The 25142-nt window shown below is 65.7% G+C and carries 21 protein-coding genes; 15 read left to right on the forward strand and 6 right to left on the reverse strand.

Going from position 1 to position 25142, the window contains the following annotated elements; genetic code table 11:
* Nucleotides 1–84: 84 nt before the first annotated feature.
* Genes Q0653_RS11805 through Q0653_RS11815 form a run of 3 tightly spaced genes read left to right on the forward strand, consistent with a single transcriptional unit; the run spans nt 85 to nt 4455 of the window.
* Entirely contained in the window at nt 85–2076 is a 1992-nt protein-coding gene (locus tag Q0653_RS11805) for a rhamnan synthesis F family protein (protein ID WP_298944730.1), read from the forward strand.
* Nucleotides 2039–3247, forward strand: coding sequence for an acyltransferase (locus tag Q0653_RS11810; RefSeq protein WP_298944731.1), 1209 nt, complete (start codon nt 2039–2041; stop codon nt 3245–3247). The genes Q0653_RS11805 and Q0653_RS11810 overlap by 38 nt, the downstream gene beginning before the upstream one ends.
* The gene (locus Q0653_RS11815; protein WP_298944732.1) at nt 3244–4455 is read left to right on the forward strand and encodes a hypothetical protein; all 1212 of its coding nucleotides are present in this window, start codon (nt 3244–3246) and stop codon (nt 4453–4455) included. The genes Q0653_RS11810 and Q0653_RS11815 overlap by 4 nt, the downstream gene beginning before the upstream one ends.
* Here Q0653_RS11815 and Q0653_RS11820 read toward each other — a convergent pair.
* On the reverse strand, nt 4449–5306 hold the full coding sequence (locus Q0653_RS11820) for an NAD(P)-dependent oxidoreductase (protein WP_298944733.1): 858 nt from the start codon (nt 5304–5306) through the stop codon (nt 4449–4451). The genes Q0653_RS11815 and Q0653_RS11820 overlap by 7 nt on opposite strands.
* A gap of 164 nt (nt 5307–5470) precedes the next feature.
* On the opposite strand from Q0653_RS11820, the gene Q0653_RS11825 reads away from it, so the two are divergent.
* The 10 genes from Q0653_RS11825 to Q0653_RS11870 all read left to right on the forward strand — a co-directional run bounded on the left by Q0653_RS11825 (nt 5471) and on the right by Q0653_RS11870 (nt 16660).
* Nucleotides 5471–6382 carry an ABC transporter permease gene (locus Q0653_RS11825; protein WP_298944734.1) on the forward strand — a complete coding sequence of 304 codons (912 nt, stop codon included), beginning with the start codon at nt 5471–5473 and terminating at the stop codon, nt 6380–6382.
* Nucleotides 6382–7575: an ABC transporter ATP-binding protein gene (locus tag Q0653_RS11830; protein ID WP_298944735.1), complete on the forward strand. Its 1194-nt coding sequence runs from the start codon at nt 6382–6384 to the stop codon at nt 7573–7575. The genes Q0653_RS11825 and Q0653_RS11830 overlap by 1 nt, the downstream gene beginning before the upstream one ends.
* 10 nt (nt 7576–7585) lie before the next feature.
* A complete protein-coding gene (locus Q0653_RS11835; RefSeq protein ID WP_298944736.1) occupies nt 7586–8593 on the forward strand; it encodes a glycosyltransferase family 2 protein in 1008 nt (335 codons plus the stop codon).
* A 52-nt stretch (nt 8594–8645) separates the two neighbouring features.
* On the forward strand, nt 8646–9782 hold the full coding sequence (glf, locus tag Q0653_RS11840) for a UDP-galactopyranose mutase (protein ID WP_298944737.1): 1137 nt from the start codon (nt 8646–8648) through the stop codon (nt 9780–9782).
* 82 nt (nt 9783–9864) lie between these two features.
* Complete coding sequence (locus Q0653_RS11845) at nt 9865–10893, forward strand: glycosyltransferase family 2 protein (RefSeq protein WP_298944738.1); 1029 nt, start codon at nt 9865–9867, stop codon at nt 10891–10893.
* Complete coding sequence (locus tag Q0653_RS11850) at nt 10890–11387, forward strand: GtrA family protein (RefSeq protein WP_298944739.1); 498 nt, start codon at nt 10890–10892, stop codon at nt 11385–11387. Before Q0653_RS11845 ends, Q0653_RS11850 begins: the two co-directional genes overlap by 4 nt.
* Nucleotides 11384–13351: a hypothetical protein gene (locus Q0653_RS11855; protein WP_298944740.1), complete on the forward strand. Its 1968-nt coding sequence runs from the start codon at nt 11384–11386 to the stop codon at nt 13349–13351. The genes Q0653_RS11850 and Q0653_RS11855 overlap by 4 nt, the downstream gene beginning before the upstream one ends.
* A 141-nt stretch (nt 13352–13492) precedes the next feature.
* Nucleotides 13493–15067, forward strand: coding sequence for a hypothetical protein (locus Q0653_RS11860; RefSeq protein ID WP_298944741.1), 1575 nt, complete (start codon nt 13493–13495; stop codon nt 15065–15067).
* Nucleotides 15068–15128: 61 nt separating this feature from the next.
* The gene (locus Q0653_RS11865; protein WP_298944742.1) at nt 15129–15920 is read left to right on the forward strand and encodes an ABC transporter permease; all 792 of its coding nucleotides are present in this window, start codon (nt 15129–15131) and stop codon (nt 15918–15920) included.
* A complete protein-coding gene (locus tag Q0653_RS11870; protein ID WP_298944743.1) occupies nt 15920–16660 on the forward strand; it encodes an ABC transporter ATP-binding protein in 741 nt (246 codons plus the stop codon). The genes Q0653_RS11865 and Q0653_RS11870 overlap by 1 nt, the downstream gene beginning before the upstream one ends.
* A gap of 7 nt (nt 16661–16667) precedes the next feature.
* Here Q0653_RS11870 and Q0653_RS11875 read toward each other — a convergent pair whose 3' ends face one another.
* From Q0653_RS11875 to Q0653_RS11895, 5 genes are all read right to left on the reverse strand, one after another.
* Nucleotides 16668–18353 carry an acyltransferase family protein gene (locus tag Q0653_RS11875; RefSeq protein ID WP_298944744.1) on the reverse strand — a complete coding sequence of 562 codons (1686 nt, stop codon included), beginning with the start codon at nt 18351–18353 and terminating at the stop codon, nt 16668–16670.
* 6 nt (nt 18354–18359) lie between these two features.
* Nucleotides 18360–18803: an acyltransferase gene (locus Q0653_RS11880; protein WP_298944745.1), complete on the reverse strand. Its 444-nt coding sequence runs from the start codon at nt 18801–18803 to the stop codon at nt 18360–18362.
* A 904-nt stretch (nt 18804–19707) separates the two neighbouring features.
* Nucleotides 19708–20691: a glycosyltransferase family 2 protein gene (locus tag Q0653_RS11885; RefSeq protein WP_298944746.1), complete on the reverse strand. Its 984-nt coding sequence runs from the start codon at nt 20689–20691 to the stop codon at nt 19708–19710.
* 12 nt (nt 20692–20703) lie between these two features.
* Nucleotides 20704–22017, reverse strand: coding sequence for an O-antigen ligase family protein (locus Q0653_RS11890; protein WP_298944747.1), 1314 nt, complete (start codon nt 22015–22017; stop codon nt 20704–20706).
* Nucleotides 22017–23411 (reverse strand): O-antigen ligase family protein, encoded by a 1395-nt coding sequence (locus tag Q0653_RS11895; protein WP_298944748.1) that lies wholly within the window; start codon nt 23409–23411, stop codon nt 22017–22019. The genes Q0653_RS11890 and Q0653_RS11895 overlap by 1 nt, the downstream gene beginning before the upstream one ends.
* Nucleotides 23412–23476: 65 nt before the next feature.
* On the opposite strand from Q0653_RS11895, the gene manA reads away from it, so the two are divergent.
* Together manA and Q0653_RS11905 are read left to right on the forward strand one after the other, a co-directional pair.
* A complete protein-coding gene (gene manA, locus Q0653_RS11900) occupies nt 23477–24622 on the forward strand; it encodes a mannose-6-phosphate isomerase, class I (protein ID WP_298944749.1) in 1146 nt (381 codons plus the stop codon).
* A gap of 155 nt (nt 24623–24777) precedes the next feature.
* On the forward strand, nt 24778–25095 hold the full coding sequence (locus tag Q0653_RS11905; protein ID WP_298743287.1) for a WhiB family transcriptional regulator: 318 nt from the start codon (nt 24778–24780) through the stop codon (nt 25093–25095).
* Nucleotides 25096–25142 lie beyond the last annotated feature (47 nt).

Below are 25142 nucleotides of genomic sequence, written 5' to 3' on the forward strand. Positions count from 1 at the left end.
GTAGAATCCGTATGGTCTGCGGCCCGCCGCCGCAGCGGGTCGGATCGTGAGCGAGCGCTCAGCCGACGAAAGAGGAGTGAGTTCTTGCAGACCGATCAACGCCCACATGCCGTCGCGCCAGCATCCCATCCTGTCGACGGGCGACGAATCGTCTTCTACCTGCTTCACGACAGCCGTGGCGAGGTCGACGACTACATCGTCTACAAGCTCGCCGAGCTGCGACCCTTCGTCGACCACATCTTCGTGGTCGTCAACGGCGATCTGACCGACGCAGGTCGAGAGCGACTCGACGGCGTCGCCGACACGGTGTGGGTCCGCGAGAACGTCGGGTTCGACGTGTGGGGCTATAAGACCGCCATGGAGCACTTCGGAGCGGAACGCCTCGCGGAGTTCGATGAAGTCATCCTGATGAACTACACGTGGTTCGGTCCCGTGCGGCCATTCGCGGACCTCTTCGATCGCATGAATGTCGAACCCGTCGACTTCTGGGGCATGACCGATCACGCGGAGATCGTGCCCAACCCCTTCACCAAGGAAGGGGTGCTGCACCGGCACCTGCAGTCGCACTGGATCGCCGTCCGCAAGCCGATGTTCTCGAGCGCCGCATGGCGCGAGTACTGGTCGACGATGCCGATGATCGAGACCTACACCGACTCGATCCTCAAGCACGAGTCGAAGTTCACGCATCACTTCGAGGAGCGTGGATTCAGCTCGGCCGTCGCCTTCTCAGAGGCCGACTATCCCGCCGAACACCCCGCGCTCATCAACGCGGACCTGCTGCTCGACGATGGCTGCCCGGTGTTGAAACGCCGCGGGTTCTTCCACTACCCGCCGTATCTCGACCAGCACGCGGTGATCGGACGCTGGACGATCGAGCGCGCCGAGCATTACGGCTACCCCGTGCGGATGATCTACCAGAACATCGTCCGCAATGCCCAGCCCCGCGCGTTGTACACCGACGCGGCGATGCACGAGATCCTCCCCGACGTCGATGTCGCCTTCGACGCGGAGAACCCGCCGACGCTCGCGGCAATCGTCCACATCTACTACGAAGAGATGACCGACGAGCTGATGGACCGGCTGGTCATGCTGCCGGTGCCGATGGACCTCTTCATCACGACGACGAGCGCCGAGAAAGCCGACGCGATCCGGTCGGTCCTGGAGCGGCGTGGGGACCGCAACTTCTCGAACGTCGACATCCGGATCCTTCCGTCGAACCGTGGACGCGATCTCAGCGCGTTCTTCATCGCGTGCCGTGACGTCCTCGAACCCGGTCGCTACGACCTCGTCGTCAAGATCCACTCGAAGCAGACGGTGCAGGGGTCGTTCAACTCGGGGCGGTACTTCAAGCTTCAGCAGTTGGACAACGTGCTGAACTCGCCCGGATACGCGGCCAACGCCCTCGCACTGTTCCAGAAGGAACCAGGCCTCGGCCTGGTGTTCCCGCCGATGATCCACATCGGGTTCCCGACCATGGGGCGCGGCTGGTACGCGAACAAGGCCCCCGCCGAGGCGCTCGCCAAAGAGCTGGGGATCCGCGTTCCGTTCGACGACATCTCTCCGCTCGCACCGTACGGGTGCATGTGGATCGCCCGCCCGGAGGCGTTGCGACTCATGGTGGAGCGGGAGTGGAAGTACAACGAGTACGCCGCTCCGAACAAGCACTTCGACGGCAGCCTCGCTCACGTGCAAGAGCGCATCGTCGGCTACGCGGCGGCCGAACTCGGCTACCACGTTCGGACGATCTCATCGGCCGAGCACGCCAGCATCAGCCATACAGCGCTCGAGTTCAAGCTCGATCAGATGGGCGCGACCATGCCCGGCTACGCGATCGACCAGATTCAGTTCCTGCATCGCGCGGGATGGCTGGGTCATGGCGGAATCGTCGCGCTCACGCGGGTGTACCTGAAGCTCAACCACCCGAGAGTGGCGAAACTCCTCGGCCCGCTCGACCGGCCTGCGCGCTTCGCCCATCATCAACTCTGGAAGCTCCGTCACCCCGAGTCGTGGAAGCGGAACAACCCAGAGGAGGTGGAGGGTGATATCGCTGAAGGAGAGCTTCGACCCGCGCAATAACAGCATCGGGTTCCTTCGGTGGCTCATGGCCTTCATGGTCATCTTCTCGCACGCGGGCCCGTTGGCAGGGTTCTACGGTGGGCACGACCTCGGAACCCAGATCAGTGATGAGCAATCATTGGGCGGCGTCGCGGTCGCGGGATTCTTCTTCTTGTCGGGTTTCCTCATCACGAAGAGCAAGATGGGGCGCGCGTCGACGCCGCGGTTCTTCTGGCGTCGCATCATGCGAATCTTCCCGGGGTGGTTCCTCGTTCTGATCGTGACGGCCTACGCGCTGGCTCCGATTGCCTACTACCGCGAGAGCGGCACCATGGACGGGTTCTGGAACGCGACGAGCGAGTCCCCGTTCACCTACTTCTCCAACAACATGTGGCTTCCGCTCGTGCAGCACAACATCGCCGGAATGGGCGAGAGCCTGCCGTTCTTCCAGATCCACGGTGGCTTCGAATGGAACGGCTCGGCCTGGACGCTCGCGTTCGAGTTCGGCGCCTACATCCTCGTCGGAGTTCTGGGTATCGCCGGTGCGCTCGCCCATCGCATGATCGGTGGCATCATCGCGTCGGCCATCATCCTGCTCGCGATGATGCAGTGGTTCGGGTTCGGGAACCTGGGCGTGTTCGGCATCGTGTTCGCCGACTTCCGTCAGCTTCTCCTGCTCGCGCCGTTCGCGTTCGGCATCCTCTTCGCCCTTTTCGGCGACCGCATACCCATTGACAACCGCCTCGCGATCGTGTGCATCTTCGTCGCCGGCTGGACCTACGCCAAGGGCGGATGGCTCCCCTTCGGACAGTACGCGTTCTGCTACGCACTGATCTGGTTCGCCATCCGCGCGCAGTTCCTCAAGAACTGGGACAAGCACGGCGACTTCTCGTACGGTATCTACATCATCGCGTGGCCCCTCATGCAGTTCGCCGCCTACTTCAAGCTGCAGGACGCGGGATGGCTCGTCTATCACGTCGTCATCGTCGCCGGATGCCACGCGTACGCCTACCTGAGCTGGCATCTGATCGAGCGGCCGGCGCTCCAGTTGAAGGACTGGACGCCGCGATGGCTCGAACGCGTGCTCGCTAAGACGGCGCCGGCCCGTGTCCGCGTGATCAGCGCGGTCGATCCGAGTTATCCGGCTCGGCTCGCCCGCCGCACACCCCAGACGACGGGAGCGCCGTCATGAGCGGCTCCGGCGGCGGCGACATCGTCCATGGTGCGGGTGTTCCCACACCTCCCTGGTGGCGTCCGTTCCGCGACGCTCCCCTGATCGTTCTGGCGATCCTCTCCGTCATCGCCGCCGTGGTCGGCTGGACCGTCCAGGCAAATCTTGACCGCGCGGCGGCCGCGGTCGCCCCCGTCACGCCCGGCCCGTCGGCCACCGCGGGGGCCGGAGCCGATGCCTGCCGTCCTCCGGTGGCGGGTGGCGCGGGCGAACCGTGGATCGACGACGCCTCCGCCGCGGAGCAGACGTGGGCGGACCATGCCGATGACCTTTCCGGTCAGGTTGTGCTGGGCCAGGACGGCTGGGCCTTCTACAACGACCAGGTGGAGGAGAACTTCTCCCAAGCCGTCGGGAGACGCCTGCTGACGACAGCCGAAGTCACGGCGTGGCACGACTACTTCGCGCCATTGTCGGCGGCGCTGGGCGAGCAGGGTATCGAGCTGACGATCCAGGTCACTCCCTCGGCCGCCAGCGTGTACCCCGAGCAGCTCCCGGAGTGGGCGATGCCGTTGCGCGGCTCGACGACCCTCGATCAGCTGCTGATCGCCGCGCCAGAGCTCCCGATCGTCGACTTCCGCGCGGACCTGCGCGAGGCTGCTGTCGACAATGCGGTGTTCACCCCGGTCAACAGCCACTGGACCGATTGGGGTGGGTACGTCGGGTGGCAGTCCTATGCGCGCTGCCATGCGGCGATGTACCCGGATGCGCCCGCTGTCGTCGTTCCCGCGGTCGACGGCGTGGACAGCGAGGGCATCTTCAACGAGTACGCCGCGTTCGGTGTCGCGGATGCTGCTCCGGAGTGGACTGTGCCGGTGTTCGCTGACGAGATGTCGCCCGTGCAGGTGACCGATGGGGCGTCGAACACCCTCACCGCCGACGGGGGACAGCCGGTCGATCTTTCGCGCCTCCCCGCCTCGACCGTGACTGACGGCGCGTGGAGTGATCAGAGCGCGCTCATTCTGCGCGACTCGATGGGCAACGCTCTGTCGGGCCTGTGGACGCAGCAGTATTCGAAGACCTGGCAGATCCAGCACCGCTACGACGACTGGTCCAACCCGCCGAACTATCGTTCGCTCGTGGAGCAGTATGACCCGGATGTCGTCATCATCCAGCTCGCCGAACGGCACCTGGTCAACGCGCCCGCGCCGGGCGTGACGGCCGGCTACTGAGCCGCAGGCTCCGCGGCATCGCGTGCCATGACCTCGCGGATGATCGTGGCGTCACCCCAGACGCCGGGGGAGTCGTAGGCCCGATCAGGGAACGCGCCGTACTGAAGAGTGAGTCCGAGGGCGTTCTCGGCGATGAACTCCTCGACCTTCTGCGCGAGGGACATCGGCGTACCGGAGCTGCAATTGAGCGTGCCGGTGATGTCTGCGGCATCGGTCAGTGCGGCGAGCTGACGGCCCAACTCCTCGACGCGGATGAAGTCGTAGAGGTTCTTTCCCGTCGTGAAGGGAAACTCGGTGCGTCCGGCGTCGGCGGCATCCAGGAGCTTGCGGAAGATGGATTCGCTTCTCCGGTCATCACCGTAGATGTAATAGGCGCGGGCCCACGCGAGTGAGGTCGTCTCAGAGACCGCAAGTGCCAGCGAGCGTCGCAGGGCCTCCTTGGCGATGCCGTACTGCGACAGGGGGGCTGTGGGGGTGCTGGCCTCGATGGCGCCCTCCCAGTACCCGACCTCGTGCATGGTGCCGAGAGCAACGATCCGCGGGACCCCCCGCTCTGCGAGTCCGGTGAGCAGAGTGAAGTGAGCCGACAGCTGCGACATGTGGGCGGCCGAGTTGTGACGGAACCCGTCCTTCCACGCCAGATGCACCACGGCATCGGGGAGAGCGCCCCACACTGCGGGATCGAAGTCGGGAGCGAGGATGTCGGCCTCCGACACGACGGCTCGAGGGTCCAGGCCTTCACCGCGACCGGGACGCACCGCCGCGACGACGTCGTGGCCTCGGTCAAGCAGCGCGCTCACGACGTGGGGGCCGAGGTATCCGGCGGCTCCCGTGACGACGACAGTGGACATCGCGATGTTCCTTTCGCATGCAGTCGCACGAATGGCTCCGAGATCGGGCGGTCACCGACTGCAAGGGTTGCTTCACCGAGGGTACCGAGCCTTGCCCCCCGCGCCGAATTCGCCCAGGGTCGACCCGGTATAGTGTTCCAGTTGGCTGAACGTAGGTGGAGCATTTGGATACGACGGAGCGGTTCGCCCGACTTGCCGAGACCCCGTTCATCACGACGAACGCGCGGGGTCTGGACCTTCCGGTCCGAGGGGGCAAAGTCCGCGAGATCTGGGACCGACGTGATCTCCTCGGCCTTCTCGTTCGTCGAGATCTTCAAGCGCGCTACCGCGACAGTGTGCTGGGCTTCTTCTGGACGCTGATCCGCCCGATCGTCCAGTTCCTCATGTACTACCTCGTCCTGGGCCAGTTCTTGCGCGCAGCCGAAGGGGTTCCGCAGTTCGCGATCTTCCTCTTCGCGGGGCTCACGATCTACAGCTTCTTCGCGGAGGCGGTGCAGGGGTCGACGTCGTCGATCCTCGCGAACGCGGGCCTCGTGAAGAAGATCTATCTCCCGCGTGAGATCTTTCCGCTGGCCAGTGTCGGCGCGGCGGGATTCATGTTCCTGGTGCAGTGCGTGGTCCTGCTCGGGGGCGCGATCATCTTCCGAGCGCTGCCTGCTCCGGTGGACATGCTGTGGTTCTTCCCGGCGGTGCTGCTGATCCTCGTCTACGGCTTGGCCTTCGGCATCCTCCTCTCGGCACTCAACGTCTACCTCCGCGACGTCCAGTACGTGACCGACGTGGTCATGATGCTCGCGATGTGGGGGTCGCCCATCGTGTATGCCTGGACGATGGTCAGCGACGCGTTCCGTACTCTCGGACTGCCCGCGTGGGCACTCGAGGTGTACACGAACAATCCGATCACCCTCGGTGTCCTTGGCTTCCGGAAGGCTTTCTGGGGAGCGGGAACCGGCGCCGACTACCCCGATGACCTCCTCCTGCGGATGCTGATCGCCGGCATCATCGGTCTCGTTTTGCTGTTCATCTCGCATCGTGTGTTCACTCGCCTGCAGGGCAACTTCGCGCAGGAGATGTGATGGTCGTTTCACCCCAGCCAGGTCCCGTCGTCGTGCGCGCTGACGGCGTGACGAAGCAGTTCACCGTCCGAAAGGACAACACCCTCAAAGAGCGGATCGTGCACGCCGGACGACGCGGGCGTAGCCACAAGCAGGAGTACGTCGCCGTCGATGGAGTCGACCTCGAGATCCACGCGGGAACGACCGTCGGACTCCTCGGGCCCAACGGTTCGGGGAAGAGTACGCTTCTCAAGCTCATCGGAGGCATCGTCTCTCCCACCGAGGGGCAGATCCTCACCCGCGGGCGCATGGCCGCCCTGCTCGAGCTCGGCGCCGGCTTCCACCCCGACCTGAGCGGGCGCGAGAACGTGTATCTCAATGCCTCGATCATGGGAATGACGCGATCCGAGACAACCGCGCGTTTCGAGGAGATTCTCGAGTTCAGCGGGATCGGCGACTTCATCGACACCCAGGTCAAGTTCTACTCATCGGGGATGTTCGTTCGTCTCGCTTTCGCCGTGGCGGTCCATACCGACCCCGACGTCTTGCTGGTTGACGAAGTCTTGGCCGTGGGCGATGAGGCGTTCCAGCGCAAGTGCATGGAACGGATCGCGCGCTTCCGAAAGGAGGGTCGCACGATCATCCTGGTGTCGCACTCCGCCGCTCAGGTGCAGGAACTGTGCGATCGCGGCATCGTCCTCAAGGACGGCAAGATGGTGTTCGACGGCGACGTGAACGAGGCTGTGTCGGCGCTGCGAGATGTGCTCGAAGGACGTCGCGTCGGCGAGAAGCCTCCGCCCGAACCGGTGAAGCCGATCGAGGTCACCCGGATCGAGGTGCTGGGCGAAGACGGCAAGCGCATCAAGAACGTTCAGGTCGGTGCGCGCATGTGCATCAGGGTGCACGTGCGGGCGAAGCAGGCCATGCCGACCTGGGCGACGGGATTCAGCATCGACACACCGATGGGTCAGATGGTCCTCGCCTCGAACACGGAGCGTCTCGGCATCGAACTCCCCGCGATCCCCGTCGGCGACTCGTCGATGGACTTCATCATCGAGTCTGCGAACTTCGGCGCCGGCCAGTATTTCGTCAACGCCAATGTGTCGGAGGTCATCGACATCGACACGCACGTCCTCATGCAGGGCGCGCGCTTCACGATGAAGGGCAACAGCCGCAACTTGGGCACCGTCGCTGCCTCCATCGTCGCGTCGTGAACGGCACGCTGTGACCGCTCACCCCATCGCTCCGACGGTCTCGATCATCGTCCCGGTCTACAACGCGGAGCGATATCTGGGCGCCTGTGTGGCGTCGATCCTCGAGCAGGACTATCGCGACATCGAGGTCATCCTGGTGGACGACGGTTCGACCGACGCCTCGGGCGCGCTCTGCGACGGCTTCGCCGCCGCCGACGATCGAGTGATCGTCGTCCACCGCGACAACGGGGGCATCGCCGCGGCCCAGAACAGCGGTCTCGACGCGGCGACCGGCGAGTTCGTCACGTTCTGCGATAACGACGATCTCATGAGCTCACGCATGATCGGGCGCCTCGTCGAGATCCTCGAAGCCACGAACGCCGACATGAGTTGTTGCCGGTGGCACAACGTGGGCGCGAGTGTCGCAGCATCCGTTCGCGACTCGCACGTGGGGGAGCAGCCGGGCAGCTATACCTCGTTCGGACAGCCGGGCACGTACTACCAAGTCGTCTTCAGCGTGTTCCTGCGCACGCTCCTGCGGCGCGAGCTGTACTACTTCAGTGAAGCCAACTGGGGCAAGCTCTACCGTCGTTCGCTCTTCGACGGCATCCGCTTCCCGGAGGGCCGCTATGCGCAGGACGTCGCCGTGGCGATGGACCTCTACCGGCGGATGAACCTCGTCGCGTCCTGCGACGACAGGCTCTACTACTGGCTCCAGCGCCCGGACAGCGTCTCCCACAACCTTCGCTCGACGCGGTACTACCACGACATCGTCCGCGCGCACGGACGTTGCTTCGAGCTCGCCCGTGAGGACGGCATTCTCCCGGCTCGTGCGTACTTCGGTCTTCGTGCGATCGCGTTCGAGAAGCGCAGCATCCGCTCGACGGCGGATCAGGAGATGTACGACGAGGACCGCCGCTACGTTACCGAGCTCCTCTCGTCGCTCTCCCCGTGGCAGCGCCTCCGGTGTGCGGTACTGCACGGACTGCGGTTCCTCGAGGTGCAGGTCTACAACCGCACGATCCACCGTCGCGCATGAGGCGCGACCGAGCGCCTAGGATTTCTGTGATGGCTACACGCGGAGGATGCTGATGGATCTTCTCATCGTCGGGTCGGGACTCTTCGGTCTCACGATCGCCGAGCGTGCTGCGGCATCGGGTCGCAAAGTGACCCTCATCGACCGCCGCTCCCATATCGGCGGCAACGCCTACAGTGAGGCGGATCCCGAAACGGGCATCGAGGTGCATCGCTACGGTGCGCACCTCTTCCACACGTCGAACCCGGCCGTGTGGGAGTACGTCAACCGCTTCACGACGTTCACGGACTACGTGCACCGCGTGTACACGACGCATCGTGACGTGGTGTACCCGCTGCCGATCAACCTGGGCACGATCAACCAGTTCTTCCAATCGGCCTTCTCGCCGGCTGAGGCACGAGCGTTGATCCACCAGCAGGCGGGTGAGTTCGAGTCGCGGGATGCCGGGAACCTCGAAGAGAAGGCGATCGCCCTCATCGGTCGTCCACTGTATGAGGCGTTCATCCGCGACTACACCGCGAAGCAATGGCAGACGGATCCGCGCGAACTCCCCGCGGAGATCATCTCCCGACTGCCGGTGCGGTACACCTACGACAACCGCTACTTCAATGACACGTGGGAAGGGCTGCCCACAGACGGGTACACCGCGTGGCTGGAGCGGATGGCCGATCATCCCAACATCGACGTCCGACTCGGCACCGACTTCTTCGACGAGTCCCAGCCGCTTCACAAAGCAGCGACGGTCGGCCAGGTGCCGATCGTCTACACAGGCCCCGTCGACCGCTACTTCGATGACGTTGAGGGCGCGCTCTCGTGGCGCACGCTCGACTTTGAGCGTGAAGTCGTTCCCGTCGGCGACTTCCAGGGAACATCGGTCATGAACTACGCCGATGCTGACGCCCGTCACACGCGAGTGCTCGAGTTTCGGCACTTCCATCCCGAGCGAGCCGACCGGTACCCCACCGACAAGACGGTGATCGTGCGGGAATTCTCTCGGTTCGCCACCCCGCAGGATGAGCCTTACTATCCGGTGAACACCCCCGCGGACCGCGCGGGTCTCCTCGCCTATCGCGAACGCGCACGGGGCGAGGAGGGCGTCTACTTCGGGGGACGACTCGGCACCTATCAGTACCTCGACATGCATATGGCGATCGGATCGGCGCTGTCGATGTGGAACAACCGGTTGGCTTGAGGGTGCTCCCGGAGGCCCGGACGCGGGTCGGGTAGACTTCATCGGGCGCGAGAAGACGCCCGAATCACCGAGGAGTACTCGCTTGTCAAGACGGACCATCAGCGTCGTCATCCCCAGCTACAACGAAGAGCGCAGCGTTCAGGAGATGGTCGACCGGCTCAGCGCGGTCTTCCGCAACGATCTCCCGCAGTACGACTACGAGATCATCTTCGTCGACGACTACTCCACCGATGGCACCCGCGCCGAAATCCGCCGCATCGCCGCGGAAGACGCACGCGTCAAGGCCGTCTTCAATGCCCGCAACTTCGGCTTCCACCGCAACGTCTTCTCCGCGCTCACATACGGCAGCGGTGACGCGACCTTTATGCTGTTCGGCGACCTCCAGGACCCGCCCGAGAACCTCCCGGAGTTCGTGCGGGCATGGGAGTCGGGCAAGCAGGTCGTGATCGGACAGCGTCGCAGTAGTGACGAGGGGTTCGTCATGACCGGGCTGCGGCATCTGTACTACGCCGTGATCCGTTGGTTCTCCGACACCACTCAGATTCCGCGCTTCACCGGCTACGGCCTGTACGACCGCGAATTCGTGCGTGTGCTCGAGAGCATCGATGACATCCAGCCCTTCTTCAAGGCCGTCGTCGCCGAGTACGGGCTGAACGTCGAGATCATCCAGTACGACCAGGGCAAGAGTGCGCGGGGCAAGTCGAACTTCAACTTCCTCCGCAATTACGACTTCGCGATGCAGGGCATCACCTCGTCGACGAAGCTGCTCATGCGCCTGGCGACGTTCATCGCTGCCGTGATCGCGTTCATCTGCCTCGGGCTCGCCGTCTTCGTGCTCATCAACAAGCTCGTCGATTGGAACAGCTATCAGGCCGGCGAAGCATCGACGACCGTGGGCATCTTCTTCCTCGGCGCCGTGCAGCTGTTCTTCATCGGTGTCTTGGGCGAGTACATCCTGAGCATCAACAGCAGGGTTACCGCCAAGCCCCGGGTTGTGGTCGGCGAGCGCGTGAACTTCGGCACGCCCGCGCCGGCATCGCCCGTTCTCCTCGAAGAGCGGGACGTCGTCGTCGAGGCGTCGAAGGATGACCCGCTCGAGAAGCACCAATGACGGCGCGCGCCGACAGTACGATCTCCGGCGAGGGACGCCTGCGTCGACTGTTCTGGCAGTTCGCCCGGTTCCTCGTCGTCGGACTGGTGTCGTTCGCCTTCGACTACGGGCTGTTCTTCATCCTGTTCCAGTACTTCGGTGTGCAGTACATCGTCGCCAGCACGATCTCCTTCTCGCTGTCGCTCGTGTTGAATTACTTCCTCACACTGAAATTCGTCTTCGAAGCCAAGCCGGATCGCAATGTCGTGGCGGAGTTCGCCATCTACATCGGGCTGAACATCATCGCTCTCGGACTCAACCAGCTCATCCTGTTCGCGACGGTGGACGGGTTGGGCATCGACCCGCTCGTCGGCAAGCTCATCGCGACGGCTGTCGTCTTGGTCTACAACTTCATCTCCCGCAAACTTCTCATCGAGCGCTCACGCGGCGCGCGCCCGGCCGCGGTTCGGGATGATGAGAGTGGATCACCGGAAACAGGCGGTATCACGTCATGACGCAGCACGAGCTCGGAGCCGAGGAGACCACGTCCGAGGGTGGTCGCCTGGGGCGTGCCCTCGATCGCGGGTGGGAGCGCGTGGATCGCGCCTGGATCTCGATGAGCGACAGCGTCCGCGACAGCACCGTCGGACGCTGGTTCAAGGGTGTGGAGCAGCCCAATGCTGCCGACTGGGCCCTTCTCGGAGCGATCAGCGCGCTCGCTTTCGTCACTTTCCTCTACGGCGATGTGAAGGCGACCTTCGAGCATTCGTTCAACTTCCTCGATGCTGTCTTCGCCGGACGGCCGCAGGACTTCTACCAGATCGCGATCGAGAACTCGACGTTCGGTCATCCGGCCGTCTATGACGTTCCGATCTACGCGGTCTTCGGCCTCTGGAACCTGCCGACCTACGTCATGTACCGTTTCGGCGACTTCGACTACCTGAACTCCACGCCCGCGCACCTGTGGCTGAAGCTGATGATGGTCGTCTTCACGCTCGTCGCGACTCGTCTCGTGATGGCGATCGCGAAGACGATCGGTGTGAGCGCGCAACGCGCGAAGTGGGTGGGTTTCTACTTCCTGTCGTCGATGGCACTGTTCGTCCCGGTCCTGGTGATCGTGCAGTACGACATCATCTCGATCACGCTCATGTTGGCTGGCCTTCTCGCCTACATGAAGGGCAGAACACGGTCGTTCCTCCTGTGGTTCTTGCTTGCGATCACCTTCAAGCTCTTCGCGCTGTTCATCTTCATCCCGCTGGTCCTGCTCCGCGAGAAGCGGCTGCTCCGCGCAGCCGGCCAGCTCGCCGTCGGCGTGCTCGGGCTCGTGCTGTGCCGGTTGATGTACCGCGGCGATCTGGCGTTCGAGGCGTCCACCGGCGGCTTCACGGACCTCATGCTCGATCGCCTGCGCACCTCGGGCTTCACCTGGCAATCGAGCATCCCGGTGCCGCTGTTCGTGGTCTTCATCGTAGGACTCGCCATTTTCGCCTACGCAAAGCGCACCTCGAGCACGCGTGAGCTTCAGGCTTTCGCCATCTACCTGTCGCTCGCTGCGTTCCTGGTGTTCTGCGCGATCGTGCCGCTGAACCCGTACTGGATCAACCTGGTCGCACCGTTCTCGATCCTGATCATCTTCGCGAACCCCCGTTACCTCACACTGAACTCGCTGTTGGAGGTGGCGATCGGCACGACGCTGTTCGTCATCTACATGCTGGTGGGCTTCTCGATGTACAACGCGGGAATCTTCACGGACCTGCTGTTCGGCCAGTTCATTCCGCCGGCAGACCCGCAGCGCTTTGCCACACCCGGGGACATCCTGCGCGGGCTCGGGCTCGGCGGCAACAACGTCATCTTCATGGTCGGCTTCATGATCGCGTGCGTGCTGGCCGTCCTGATCATCAACTACCCGCGACCGGCGTTCATCGAGGGCATGCCGAACGCGCAGACGATCAAGCGCAGCGTCGTCTGGATCCGTGTGGCGGCGCTGTTCGGATTCTGCGGCCTGCTGTTCGGGATGTACCTGATCCCGGCCACGCCCACCGTGTATTCGTCGGTGAGCCCCGCCCCCGGTCTCACCGAGGTCGACGTCCTCGCGCCGGACTCCGTCGTCGCGGAGGAGGTCGAGTTCGACACGACGCTGAACGTCACCCAGGTGCAGATCGGGATGGACGCCTCGGCCGTGACGTGGATCAACTCGGCGATCATCAACGTGAGCATCGTCGACGCGACCGGAGACTCTGTGTTCGCCGGGTCCACCCCAGCGAACGCCGTCGGCGTCGGCCTGGCCTCGTTCCGCGCGGATGGTCTCGTGTTGGAGGCCGGTGAGACATACACGGTGCGTCTCACGGGAGCACAGTCCGAAGGTGAACCGCTCTACGTGCAGGTCAACCCCGATCAAGACCGTTTCCCGACGACCGAGAACGGCAAGCCCGTCGACGGAGATCTGGTGATGGTCCTCAAGGGCACCGAGGCGAAGTAGCCCTCGACCACGCGGACGGTCGGGGGAGTGTCACCGTGGCGCGGCGCGCAGACGTGCTCCATACTGGCGTAGCGCACGCATCCTGACGTCAGGCTCTGTCGCGTCGCAGGCCCTGTCCGACCATGATTCACCGGGGAACACATGATGCGTCACCGCACCCGCTTGCGTATCCGTCGATCCCTCGTCGCTCTCGCTGCCGTCGCCTTGGCGGCCTCACTGAGCGTGACGGCGGCCGGCGCTGCCCAGGCCGCCGCGCCCAGCCACCCCGGGACATTCGTGAGTCTCGATCCTGCGCGGCTTCTGGACACGCGTGTGGGCAACGGCGCTCCTCAAGCGGCGGTGCCGCCGAACGGGGCGGTGGTGTTGCAGGTCACGGGGCGTGGCGGGGTTCCGAGCACCGGCGTTGCCGCGGTGGTCGTCAACGTCACGGTGACCGGTCCTGCAGCGGCGGGGTTCATCACGGTCTATCCGACGGGAGGCGCGCAGCCCACCGCGTCGAACCTCAACTTCACACCGGGACAGACGATCCCCAACCTCGTCACGGTGAAAGTGAGTGCACAGGGCACGATCACTCTCGCCAACAACTCGGCGGGCGGGGTGCAGCTTCTCGCAGATGTGGCCGGCTACTACCTCGCCGGGACCCCGACCGTGGCCGGAGCGTTCGTGAGCCTGGATCCGGCTCGAGTCCTGGACACGCGCTTCGGCAACGGCGCTGCGCAAGCGGCGGTCGCAGCGAACGGTACGGTCACCGTGCAGGCCACCGGTCGAGGCGGCATTCCCGCCTCGGGGGTGTCGGCGGTGGTCGTGAACGTGACCGTGACCGGTCCGGCGGCCGGGGGGTTCGTCACGGTGTATCCGTCGGGCAACACACCGCCCAACGCGTCGAACCTGAACTTCACCGCGGCGCAGAGCATTCCCAATCTGGTCACGGTGAGGGTCGGTGGTGACGGGAAGATCACTCTTCGCAACAGCTCTGCGGGGACGGTGCACCTCATCGCCGACGTGGCCGGCTACTATCTCGCCGGCACGCCGACCGTCCCCGGTGCGTTTGCCAGCCTGGCTCCGGCGCGCATTCTGGACACCCGGGAGGGCACCGGTGCGGCGCAGGTGGCTGTTCGCGGCGGCGGGTGGCTCGAAGCGCAGGTCGCGGACCGAGGGTTCATCCCGGCGGTCGATGCGGCTGCCGTGGTCATGAACGTGACGGCGACGGCCCCCCAGACGTGGGGGTTCGTCACGGTTCATCCGAACGGCGTGGGCCAGCCGACCGCCTCGAACCTGAACTTCGCCGCCGGCGAGAGCATCCCCAACCTCGTGATCGTGAAGGTGGGCCTCAACGGGAAGGTCAACCTTGTGAACAACTCCCCGGGATCGGTCCACCTGATCGCCGACGTCGCCGGCTACTTCCTCGGCAGCTCGGATGAACCCGACGAGGTGTGGCCGACGGGCTGGTACTTCGAGGACTGCGGCACGGAGTGGGACTCACTCATCCTCTTGGCCAGCCCGGGTATCGTCTACAGCCCTCAGGGAAACCTGACGTACTTCGAAGGCGAGTGGTTCTACGAGTATTACCCGGGCGGCGCCCAGCAGGTCACCGTGACCGCGTCGGCCGCCGCGGGGTACGTGATGCTCTCCGGCGACGGGACCGACTGGGTGACCAACCCGGACGGCTCGGTCACTCTCACCCTGCCGTTCACGAACGATCCCTGCTATTGGTAGACATGCGCGGCTCAGCGGGGTCTGAGCGTCGAATCGTGCTCGCCGCCATAGACTCGTCAGTGTGACTACAGCCGCCGTCGGAGCCCCGGGATCTCCGCGCCGCTACCTGCACGCACTGTGGCTTCTGACGGCGCGCGACCTTCGCGTGCGCTACGCTACGAGCGCCCTGGGGTACCTCTGGTCCGTACTGGATCCGCTCGTGATGAGCCTCATCTACTGGTTCGTGTTCACCCAGGTGTTCGACCGGACAGTGGGGGAGCAGCCGTACATCGTGTTCTTGATCACGGCGCTGCTCCCGTGGGTGTGGTTCAACAGTGCCGTGTCGGACTTCACTCGCGCGTTCAACAAGGACGCTCGTCTCGTGCGATCGACCGCGATTCCGCGGTCGATCTGGGTGAACCGCATCGTGTTGAGCAAGGGCATCGAGTTTCTCTTCTCACTCCCCGTGCTCGTGCTCTTCGCCGTCTTCGCCGGCGCGAGTGTGGGTTGGGGGATCCTGTGGTTCCCTGTGGCTGTTCTCCTGCAGCTGGCGCTGCTCGTCGGTCTGGGGTTGCTCGTGGCTCCGCTGTGCGTGCTGTACGCCGACCTCGAACGCACGACGAAGCTGATCCTCCGGGCATTGTTCTACGCGTCGCCGATCATCTACGGCGTCGCCGATCTGCCGGCGCCGTTCCCGCAGATCGCCGCGTTCAATCCGCTCGCAGGGATCTTCACTCTCTATCGGGTCGGGTTCTTCCCCGACCAATGGGACACGCTCAGCGTCGTCGTGGGTGCAGGAATGAGCGTCGCCTTCCTCCTGCTCGGTATCTTCGTCTTCCGTCGCCTTGAGCGCCCCGTGCTGAAGGAGCTGTGATGCTGGGCACCGCCATCGATGTTCGCGATCTCGGTGTTCGTTTCCGTCGCAACCGGCGGGGACGGCGCAGCTTCAAGGACCTGTTCGCCGATTCATCCCGCCGGTCCAAGCCGGGGGAGTTCTGGGCGCTGCGGGGCGTCTCGTTCACGGTGCAGCCCGGCGAGTCGATCGGCGTCGTCGGGCGCAACGGTCAAGGTAAATCGACGCTGCTCAAACTCGTCGCCGGTGTCTTGCTCCCCGATGAGGGACACGTCACGGTGAGCGGAGGCGTGGCGCCCCTCATCGAGATCACGGGGGGCTTTGTCGGCGACCTGACAGTGCGCGAGAACGTGCGCCTGACGGCGGGACTGCACGGCATGTCGCGCGCCGAAGTGTCGCGTCGATTCGACGGGATCATCGATTTCGCTGAGCTCCGTGAGTCGATTGACACCCCGTACAAGCATCTCTCGAACGGCATGAAGGTCCGTCTTGCGTTCGCGGTCGTCTCGCAGCTGGAAGAGCCGATCCTGCTCGTCGACGAAGTGCTCGCGGTGGGGGATAAAGCCTTTCGGGAGAAGTGTTACAAGCGCATCGACGAGCTCCTCGCGGAGGGACGCACGCTCTTCTTCGTCAGTCACAACGAGAAGGATCTGCGCCGGTTCTGCACCCGTGGTCTCTACCTCGACAAAGGCGTCTTGGCGATGGATGCTCCGATCGCCGACGTGTTGAACCGCTACAACGCGGACTACAACGCGGGGTGACGGCGGATCACTCCAGTGCTGCCAGCAGGCGGTCGCCGAGGATCGGTGCGAGGCTGCGCGCGTAGGTTCCGCTGATGTGGTTGCTGTCGGCGTAGGCCACCACCCCGCCGATATAGGACATGCAGGTGCCGTCTGCGCAGAAGAGGTCAGTGATGTCGATCATCGGCACGTCCACTCCCGCAGCTTCGGTGATGGGGTCCGTGAGAACGGCGGCGTCCTCCGGTTGGGAGCAGGGAGCTGTCGCGGGAACGGTGATCTGCGAGAGACAGGTAGGGATGTCGGTGTCAGCGGTCACGGGGATGTCCCGCAACAGGAGGACCTGCTTGCCTGTGGCCTCGATCGATGACCAGACTTCGCGCATCGCATCTCGCTGCTGCGCTTGCAGCGCGGCATCGCCCGGGATGAACACGCGACTGTCGAACACGTGGTACACCACCACGCTGATGTCGGTGCGCTCGCGCAGTTCCTGTTGGACGCGAGCGCCCCAGGTCGCGCATCCCTCCCGGAAGCTCTCTTCCCAGTGCGAGACCTTGTCGGCCTCCGAGTGCACCGCGGAGCACGCAAACCTCGTAAAGGTGTCCACCCGCCATCCCGCTTTCGCGAAATACTCGTGGAACGCGGGGATCGTGGCGGCTGCGTGGGAGTCGCCGACCAGTGCGAGTGTTCCGGCGGGTCCCATGGGATCACCGTAGGTGCACGTACGCCACTCTTCGTGGAGCTGCGTCAAGCGCCAGTTCGGGTCGAGATCTGTCGCCGCGTAGGCCGTATCGATCGCGGAACGTGCGGTGAACGGGTCGATGCACAACTCGGGCTCGAGCGCCGCTGTCACGCCATAGCACACCCGCGGCTCGCCTTCGGAGGCATCTTCCGCGCTCTCTGCTGCCGCGCTCTCCGCGGCGGCCCGCGCGGCTTCGGCCCGCTCCGCCGCCTCAGCGATCGAGGCGTGGACGGCGGCGACCTGAAGTGCGGCAACGAGAACGATCACGAGTGGCACGACCACGGCGAAGGAGAACTCGCGCCAGGGGCGGCGTCCCCATCTGCGCGAACGGGCCGGATCCTCGACGAATCGGCTGGACAAGGCACCGAGAAGCACCGCCAGGCCGACGATCACCCATTTGTCGAGGTCTCCGATCGCACGCTGCAAGGCGAACGGCGCCAGAACGATGAGCGGCCAGTGCCACAGATAGATGGAGTACGACCACGTACCGATGCTCGCGATGGGTCGCAACTCCGAGACGCCGCTCACCGTGACACGTCCGCGCTGCGCCCCGGCCAGGAGAACGACGAGAGCGCCCGCCACGAGGACGAGGGCCATCGTTCCCGGGAACGGCGACGCATCGGTGTATGTGACGCTCGCGACGAGGATGACGGCGACGCCCGCCCAGGCGAGGAGGCTCGCGAGCGCCGCGCGGCTTCCGGAGCCCGACGCCTGCATCGCGGGAAACCGGGAGACAAGCAGCGCGAGGAGCGCGCCGCCGGCGAACTCCCACGCGCGGACGAACGTGTTGAAATAAGCCTCACCGGGCGACGTGACTGTCAGGGTCGCCGAGAAGATGAGTGATGTCGCGAAGACCAGACCGAGCGCGATCGCGAGTGCACGTCGCGCCGTGCCCCAGGGCAGGGTGCCCGCGCGTCGACGGAGCAGGGCAGTGACGACCATGGTGATCCCGACGATGAGGATCGGCCAGATCACATAGAGCTACTCCTCGACGGCGAGCGACCAGTAGTGCTGGACGACAGAGGGGGCATCATCCTGGGCGAGATAGTCGACCGACTCGCGCGCGAACACCCAGTTCACGGCGTAGAGAGCACTGGCGCCGATGTCGGTGAAGGCGCGAATCCGCTCGCTCGCCGGCATCCAGATCGCCGTACCTGCGAGCGTGGCGACCAAGACGAGGAGGGAGGCGGGCAGGAGCCTTCTGATCCTCCGGGCCCAGAAGGCAGGAACGGCGACGCGGCCGGTCTCGGAGAGCTCGCGGAAGAGATGCTGCGAGATGAGGAAGCCCGAGATGACGAAGAAGACATCGACGCCGATGTACCCGCCGGGCAGGACGTCGGGCCACAGGTGGTAGACGAGCACGAGCGTCACGGCCAACGCGCGCAGGCCCTGGATGTCGGGCCGAAAGCCCGACGGTCGCCGCACGGAGGTCGTGCGCTCGCGTCGGCTTCTCAGGTCGGCCCGCGGAGACGCCGACCGCGCAGACCGAGTGCGAGCCGCTACCGACGTGAGCACCTTGGAAGAATGCATGATTGCCGGGCACGCCGTACGGTCGCAGGTAGGGACTGGGCAGCGACGCGGTGAGGCCGGCGTGCCAGCGGCCGTCGACGATGATGCCGACGGGAATCGGAGCGTACAGATCGGCGTGGTCGAAGCCCCAGCCGACGATCGCCATCGTTCCTCCGCCCACGTCGATGAGCGACATGTCCCCCTGCGGCAACAGCGTGGGCAACGTGACCGTTGTGCAGGACGGATAGGCGTTGGCCCCGGCGCCGATGCCCACGCCGACGATACAGATCTTGTACGACCCACCGTCCGCGAGAGTCTTGGACCATCGGAATCCATGCCCGCCGGGAACCCCGTACCGCGCCAGTTCGGGGGAGGGGGCATCGGCGAAAGTGGCGAGCATCCACTGATCGTCGATCGTGATGCCGACGGGAATTCGGTCGTAGAGGTCGCTGCGGTCGAAGGCCCACCCGCGCACCGTGATCGTCGATCCGTGGACGTCGACCTGGAATGCGGCTTCCGCGTTGAAGAGCGCTCGCTGCTGGGTGCGCGTCGCTCCCTCTTGGATGAATCGGGCGAGGAATCGTGCGATCGCGCTCTGGTCCGCCTGGTTGAAGTGTATCCAGTCGCTCGCCGAGTGGAAGGAGGACGGGTGCAGGCGTGACTTCAGCCAGGAGCGGTCGCTCGACGTCGGCATGATGCCTGCGTCGGTCAGCGCCCCGTTGGCCCCATGTGCGCACCATCGATAACCGCTCCCCAGCGTCAGATCCGGTCTCAGCGATCGGCCTCGACCCGCTGTATCTAGCAGAGAGCGGGGTGGTGCTCAGGCGGCAGTCTGCGCCGTCAGCGCCGGCATCGGCCGCCACTGCGGGTCGCGCGCGATCTTCCGGCCGTCCCTCAACCCGCGGAAGAGGTTCGACGTCCCCTTCACCTTCCGCTCGACGAACAGCAGGCGGATGATCTCCTTGCCGAACGTGAGCGCGGTGCCGGCGCCGAACAGAACCGGGTTGTAGACGCCGAGCGACCGGTGGTAGCGCTTGATGTGCGCGCGGTTGCGCATGATGTAGTAGCGGTACGCATCGGATGATGCGTTCATGTGGCGGATGCCCATGTCCCACTGCTTGATCTCGCGCGTGCGGCGGAGCACGAACTCGTCGACGATGACGGAGGTCGTGATGCGGGAGGCCAGCCACCCGTAGGTCTGGTCGTCCCAGTAGATGAAGAACCGCGGATCGGGCAGGCCGATCTGCTCGACGATGTCCCGGTGGATGAACATGCCCTCGAAGCAGCCCGAGTTCATCTCCTTGTAGCCGGATGCGTCGAAACCTGACGGGGCGAAAGGGATGGGGATGCCCATCCGCTCGGCGACGCGGTACTGCCAGTAGAACTCGCTGCCGTCGTAGTCGTAGCGCCGTCCCTGGATGGACTTGAAGCGCGGCGCCCAGGCGCCCATGCGCGCGAGTCCGTCGGGGAGGACCTCGACGTCGTCGTCCATGAGCCAGATCCACGTGGAGCCGAGCTCGTACGCGATGCGCATGCCCTCGCTGAACCCGCCGGATCCGCCCGTGTTGGTGTCGAGGCGGCGATAGACGATCTCCGAGCCGATCCGGTCGCGGAACGACTCGACGACATCGCCGGTGTCATCCGTGGACGCGTTGTCGACGATGACGACATGCCCGGGCTGGGGGTCCATCGCCGTGATCGATTCGAGCAGACGGGTGAGCAGGTGCGCGCGATTGAACGTCACGATCGCGATCGTCGCGCTCTCGGGAGCGAAGGCGATCGGGGCGTCAGGGGAGGAACTCATAGCCCTGGAAGTCTATCCCGGCGCGTGTCCGAGCCCGGTGTCGGCCGCGCTCCCGGCATCCAGTCGCCGGCGCCACGATCGGGACTGCCCCGCGCGGACGGCAGCGAGGGACAGCAGCAACCATCCCGCACCGGTGAGGACATACGACTCGAAGCCGGAGGTGATCGCGAGGGCGATGAGCACGAGCGGTGTCCAGGCGTACACGGTCGAGCGACGCTGGCTCGCATCGAGCCATGAGCGCACGAGCGCGACACCGCCGACGGCGCAGAGGAGGAGGACGCCGGCCCACCCGAGTTGGAGGAGCACATCGACGTACGCGTTCAACGCGCTGCGGTGCGATTCACCGAGCAGGATGTTGATCGTCGCGAACGGCGGTTCGGCGGGCGGCCACGCGCCGAACCACCCCCAGCCTTGGACCGGCTTGAGTCGGATGTAGTACTGCGCGAGTGTCCAGAGGTCGGTGCGCAACTGCAGGTCATCGGCCGCGCCGGTCGCGGCGATGACGGCTCCGCGCTGTGTGTAGAGCGCGATCCCGGATGCCGTCACGAGCCCGGCGAGCGTCCATTGCAACCCGCGACGCCGCGCCGCGGGGGCCGCGCGCACGAGCGCGAGGGCGCCGGTGGCGACCCCGACACCGGTGGTGAGGACGAGCACGGTGGGGGAGGCCGACAGGAGCGCCAAGGCGGCGGCGAGCACGATCGACCCCGTGCCGACCACCGGGCGCACGGACTGCGTGCGCAGTTCGACGGCGAAGGTGATGAGCGCGATGACCGCGACGATGCCGAGCGCGTTGCGTGTGCCGAAGATCCCCTGGATCGGGCCGAGGTCGGCGAGGTTCCCCTGGATGCCGAGGAACCGAAGCGGCAGGTCGAGGAGGATGCCGGAAAGGATCTCGAGGGCGAGAGAGAGGATGAGCGCGACGCGGAGGACGTCGCCGAGCGCACGCACGGTTTGCAGAGTGTCGCGGATATGCCCGATCGTGACCGCGAGGACGGCGACGCCGATCATGGCGAGCCACCGGACGAAGCTGGTCCCGGCATCCGTGCTCCAGAAGATGCTCGCGAACGCCCACGCACACAGGAGGACGAGCGTGGAGGGAACGAGCCGCAAAAAAGAGATCTCGTCGCGCCGCGCGACCAGAATGCCGACGCCGAGCACGCACAGCCCGGCCACGATCGTGATGAGGGTGACCCGCCCGGCCAGGCGTTCGACGAGGTGCCCGCCGAACATCGCGGCGAACACGGTGAGCGTGTAGGCGCGCGCGAAATCGGCAGACCGCAGGAGCTCCGCCGCACGGGCGGGGGCAGACGCGTCGGACGTTGCCATCACTCCGTCAGCCGCTCGCCCTGTTCGCCGATCAGGCGCTGTTCCGACGGGCCGCGGCCGAGAAGAGGTGCTTGTTTGATCTTGAACGCCAGGACGACCAGCAGCATCCACCCCCAGCTGAGGAGCGGGCCGGATTCGGCGAGACCCTGCACGAGCAGCACCGCGGCGACGAGGGTGGGTAGGAGAGTGACGGCCGAGTAGGGGCGATCGGCGACGAGGTCCCACCGCGGCCGATCGACGGCGAAGAACCAGGAGCGCCAGACGAACGCGAGGATCGTGAGGACGATGAGGATGACGCCGACGATCCCGAGCTGCAGGAAGACGTCGAGCCACATGTTGTGTGCCTGCATGACGGTGACGCCGTGGTCGACGATCCAGCCGTCGAAGGCCGGGTCGGTCGGCACCCACGGGGTCGAGAACCCCCAGCCGAGGAAGGGGCGCTCGGCAGCGCGCTCCCAGACGGCTTCCCAAATGCGCTCACGGCCGGTGAGGTCGGACGAGCGTCCGAGGAGGGTGAACAACTGTTCCCGCCCGACCCACAGTGCCGAGAGCCCCCCGACCGCGATGACGGCGTAGGCGAGGTAGTAGCGGGTGCGGCCGCCGGGTCGGCGGCTCGTGCGGATGAGCAGCGCCGTGGCCAACACGACCGCGACGCCAGCCGCGGCGAGGGATGCGGTCGCCGAGCCGGCCCGAATGAAGAGAAACACCGACAGCGCGATCCAGGCGTAGAGGAAGCCGCGCCGGGGCGCTCGAGAGGCGATGCGGAGAGAGAAGACGATGATCCCGAGGAGGGCGACGTAGGCGAGCGCGTTCGCATTGCCGAACAGGCCCTGGATGCGTCCGCCGTCGAACAGGTTGTCGCGGCTCCACATCTCGATCGGATCGACACCCGGTTCCGGGCGCGCGAAGCCGGGCATGATCGGCCCTCCCCAGACGAGTGACACCCACAGCTCGAACAGGATCGACAGGCCGAGGATCCATTTCAGCGCCGAGGCGATCGAGCGCACCAGCTCCCGCCAGGTGAGGACCGAGCCGATGAACATCGCCTGCACGGTCGTGCTGAGCAGCAGGAGCAGCGTCGGGAGGGTGGCCGCCGGGTAGGCGCTCCACAGCAGTGAGAACGCGGCCCACGCGACGTAGCCCGCCGCGAACCAGGGCAGACGGCGCCACTGGACCTCGGGCCGGAGCGCGATCCACAGGATCACCGAGACGATCCCCGTGCCGTAGGCGACGGCCGCGGTGCCGACGACGCCGAACGCCATCAGCCACGACGTCCCGGCCAGCGCACCGGCCAGGACGAAGATGCACCATCCGCGCACCAGCAGGTGCCCGGTCTTCTCCCGGATCGGCGCCGCGGGAGGGGCCGAGATCGGATGCATCGTGTGGACGGCCATGGTCAGATCAGGCTACCGCGAGGCAGCCCCCTGACCGGTGTTCGCGCGGCTCTAGGCTGAAGACCATGCTCCTGCCGATCTCGAACACACCGCGCGCCTACGCCTGGGGGTCGACCTCCCTGATCGCCGAGTTGGAGGGCCGGACCCCGTCGGGTGCGCCCGAAGCCGAGTCCTGGTACGGCGACTACGCCGGATCACCGGCCATCGTGGACGACGGGACGGGGCGGACGCTCGACGTCGCACTCGCCGACACGGGGGAGGCGCCGCTGCCCTATCTGATGAAGCTGTTGGCCGCGGCATCCTCCCTGTCGATCCAAGTGCACCCGACGAAGGCGCAGGCGGCCCTGGGTTTCGCGCGTGAGGAGGCGCGCGGAATCGCTCGGGATGCCGGGGATCGCACCTACCGCGACGACAACCACAAGCCCGAGATCATCGTCGCCGTCAGCGACACCTTCCGGGCTCTCGTGGGCCTCCGGCCCCTGGCCGAGACGGGTCGGCTCGTCGCCGCGCTGGGCGATTCAGACGGCATCCGGGCACTCAGCGATCGCCTGAACGGTGCCGACGAATCGGTGGTCCTGCGCGACACGATCGCCTGGGCGCTGTCGGGGCAGGCGCCCGTCGCGGACATCGCGGAGGCACTCGCGGGGGCCGAATCGGCCGAGTTTGCGGCGGAGCTCGCCCTCTATCGCACGATTGCCGCCGACTTTCCGGGCGATGCCGGTCTCCTCGTCGCGCTCCTGATGAACCTCGTCGTCCTTCGGCGGGGGGAAGCGATGTTCGCCCCGGCCGGTGTGCTCCACGCCTATCAGGACGGACTCGGCGTCGAACTCATGGCGGCGAGCGACAACGTCCTCCGTGGCGGACTCACACCGAAGCACATCGACGTCGCGGAGCTGCTGGACATCGTCGACACGACCCCCGGTGCCGTTGCGTTGGTACCCGCCCGCATGGTTTCTCCCGGAGTGGAGGCGTTCGAGGTCGATGTGCCCGACTTCGCCCTGGCGCGGGTTGTCGTCGACGGAGACCCCGTGCGGCTCGCGCTCGCCGGACCCGCCATCGCGCTCGCCGTGCGCGGCGAGGTTCAGGTCGCCGGACGGGACGGAGCGGTTGCGCTCGTCCCCGGGCGCGCGGTGTTCCTCTCCTCCGACGAGCCGGAGGCCGTCGTCACCGGGGCCGGTGAGGTGTTCATCGCCCAGCCCGGCCGGCGCTGATTCGTCCGAATCTGCCGCGACACGCCGCAAAAACGCGGTAAAGCTTCAATCTTGCCTTGAGGCTTTACGATCTGCGACTTGACCCAGGCGAATGACAAGGGTGTAATTATCCCAACACGCGCAACAGCGTGAGGGGAAAAGGTGGGGAGAGCGATATGACGGGTTACCGTTCCGGCGTTCCCGACAATTGGTTCGTCGACCCGGTCAACCTCGGTGTCCCCGGGGTACGGCGACCGGTTGAGGGTGAACTCGACACCACGCTGTCGTGGCAGTCCGATGCGCTGTGCGCGCAGACGGACCCCGAGGCCTTCTTCCCGGAGAAGGGTGGCTCCACGCGTGACGCCAAGCGCGTCTGCACGACCTGTGATGTCCGCGGAGAGTGCCTGGAGTACGCCCTCAACAACGACGAGCGTTTCGGCATCTGGGGCGGGCTCAGCGAGCGCGAGCGTCGCAAGCTCAAGCGCCGCGCCTGATCTCGGACATCGATCTCAGGACTCGCGGGGGATGGTCGGCCCTGTTC

Origin of the sequence: uncultured Microbacterium sp. (assembly GCF_947488465.1) — a bacterium.
In the GTDB taxonomy this organism is placed as follows: Bacteria; Actinomycetota; Actinomycetes; order Actinomycetales; family Microbacteriaceae; genus Microbacterium.

Coding starts and splice junctions, on each gene's coding strand:
- Q0653_RS11855 (WP_298944740.1), top strand. CDS start 11,384: ATGACGCAGCACGAGCTCGGAGCCGAGGAGACCACGTCCGAGGGTGGT.
- Q0653_RS11895 (WP_298944748.1), bottom strand. CDS start 23,411: ATGGCCGTCCACACGATGCATCCGATCTCGGCCCCTCCCGCGGCGCCG.
- Q0653_RS11890 (WP_298944747.1), bottom strand. CDS start 22,017: ATGGCAACGTCCGACGCGTCTGCCCCCGCCCGTGCGGCGGAGCTCCTG.
- Q0653_RS11905 (WP_298743287.1), top strand. CDS start 24,778: ATGACGGGTTACCGTTCCGGCGTTCCCGACAATTGGTTCGTCGACCCG.
- manA (WP_298944749.1), top strand. CDS start 23,477: ATGCTCCTGCCGATCTCGAACACACCGCGCGCCTACGCCTGGGGGTCG.
- Q0653_RS11860 (WP_298944741.1), top strand. CDS start 13,493: ATGATGCGTCACCGCACCCGCTTGCGTATCCGTCGATCCCTCGTCGCT.
- Q0653_RS11815 (WP_298944732.1), top strand. CDS start 3,244: ATGAGCGGCTCCGGCGGCGGCGACATCGTCCATGGTGCGGGTGTTCCC.
- Q0653_RS11850 (WP_298944739.1), top strand. CDS start 10,890: ATGACGGCGCGCGCCGACAGTACGATCTCCGGCGAGGGACGCCTGCGT.
- glf (WP_298944737.1), top strand. CDS start 8,646: ATGGATCTTCTCATCGTCGGGTCGGGACTCTTCGGTCTCACGATCGCC.
- Q0653_RS11885 (WP_298944746.1), bottom strand. CDS start 20,691: ATGAGTTCCTCCCCTGACGCCCCGATCGCCTTCGCTCCCGAGAGCGCG.
- Q0653_RS11870 (WP_298944743.1), top strand. CDS start 15,920: ATGCTGGGCACCGCCATCGATGTTCGCGATCTCGGTGTTCGTTTCCGT.
- Q0653_RS11820 (WP_298944733.1), bottom strand. CDS start 5,306: ATGTCCACTGTCGTCGTCACGGGAGCCGCCGGATACCTCGGCCCCCAC.
- Q0653_RS11830 (WP_298944735.1), top strand. CDS start 6,382: ATGGTCGTTTCACCCCAGCCAGGTCCCGTCGTCGTGCGCGCTGACGGC.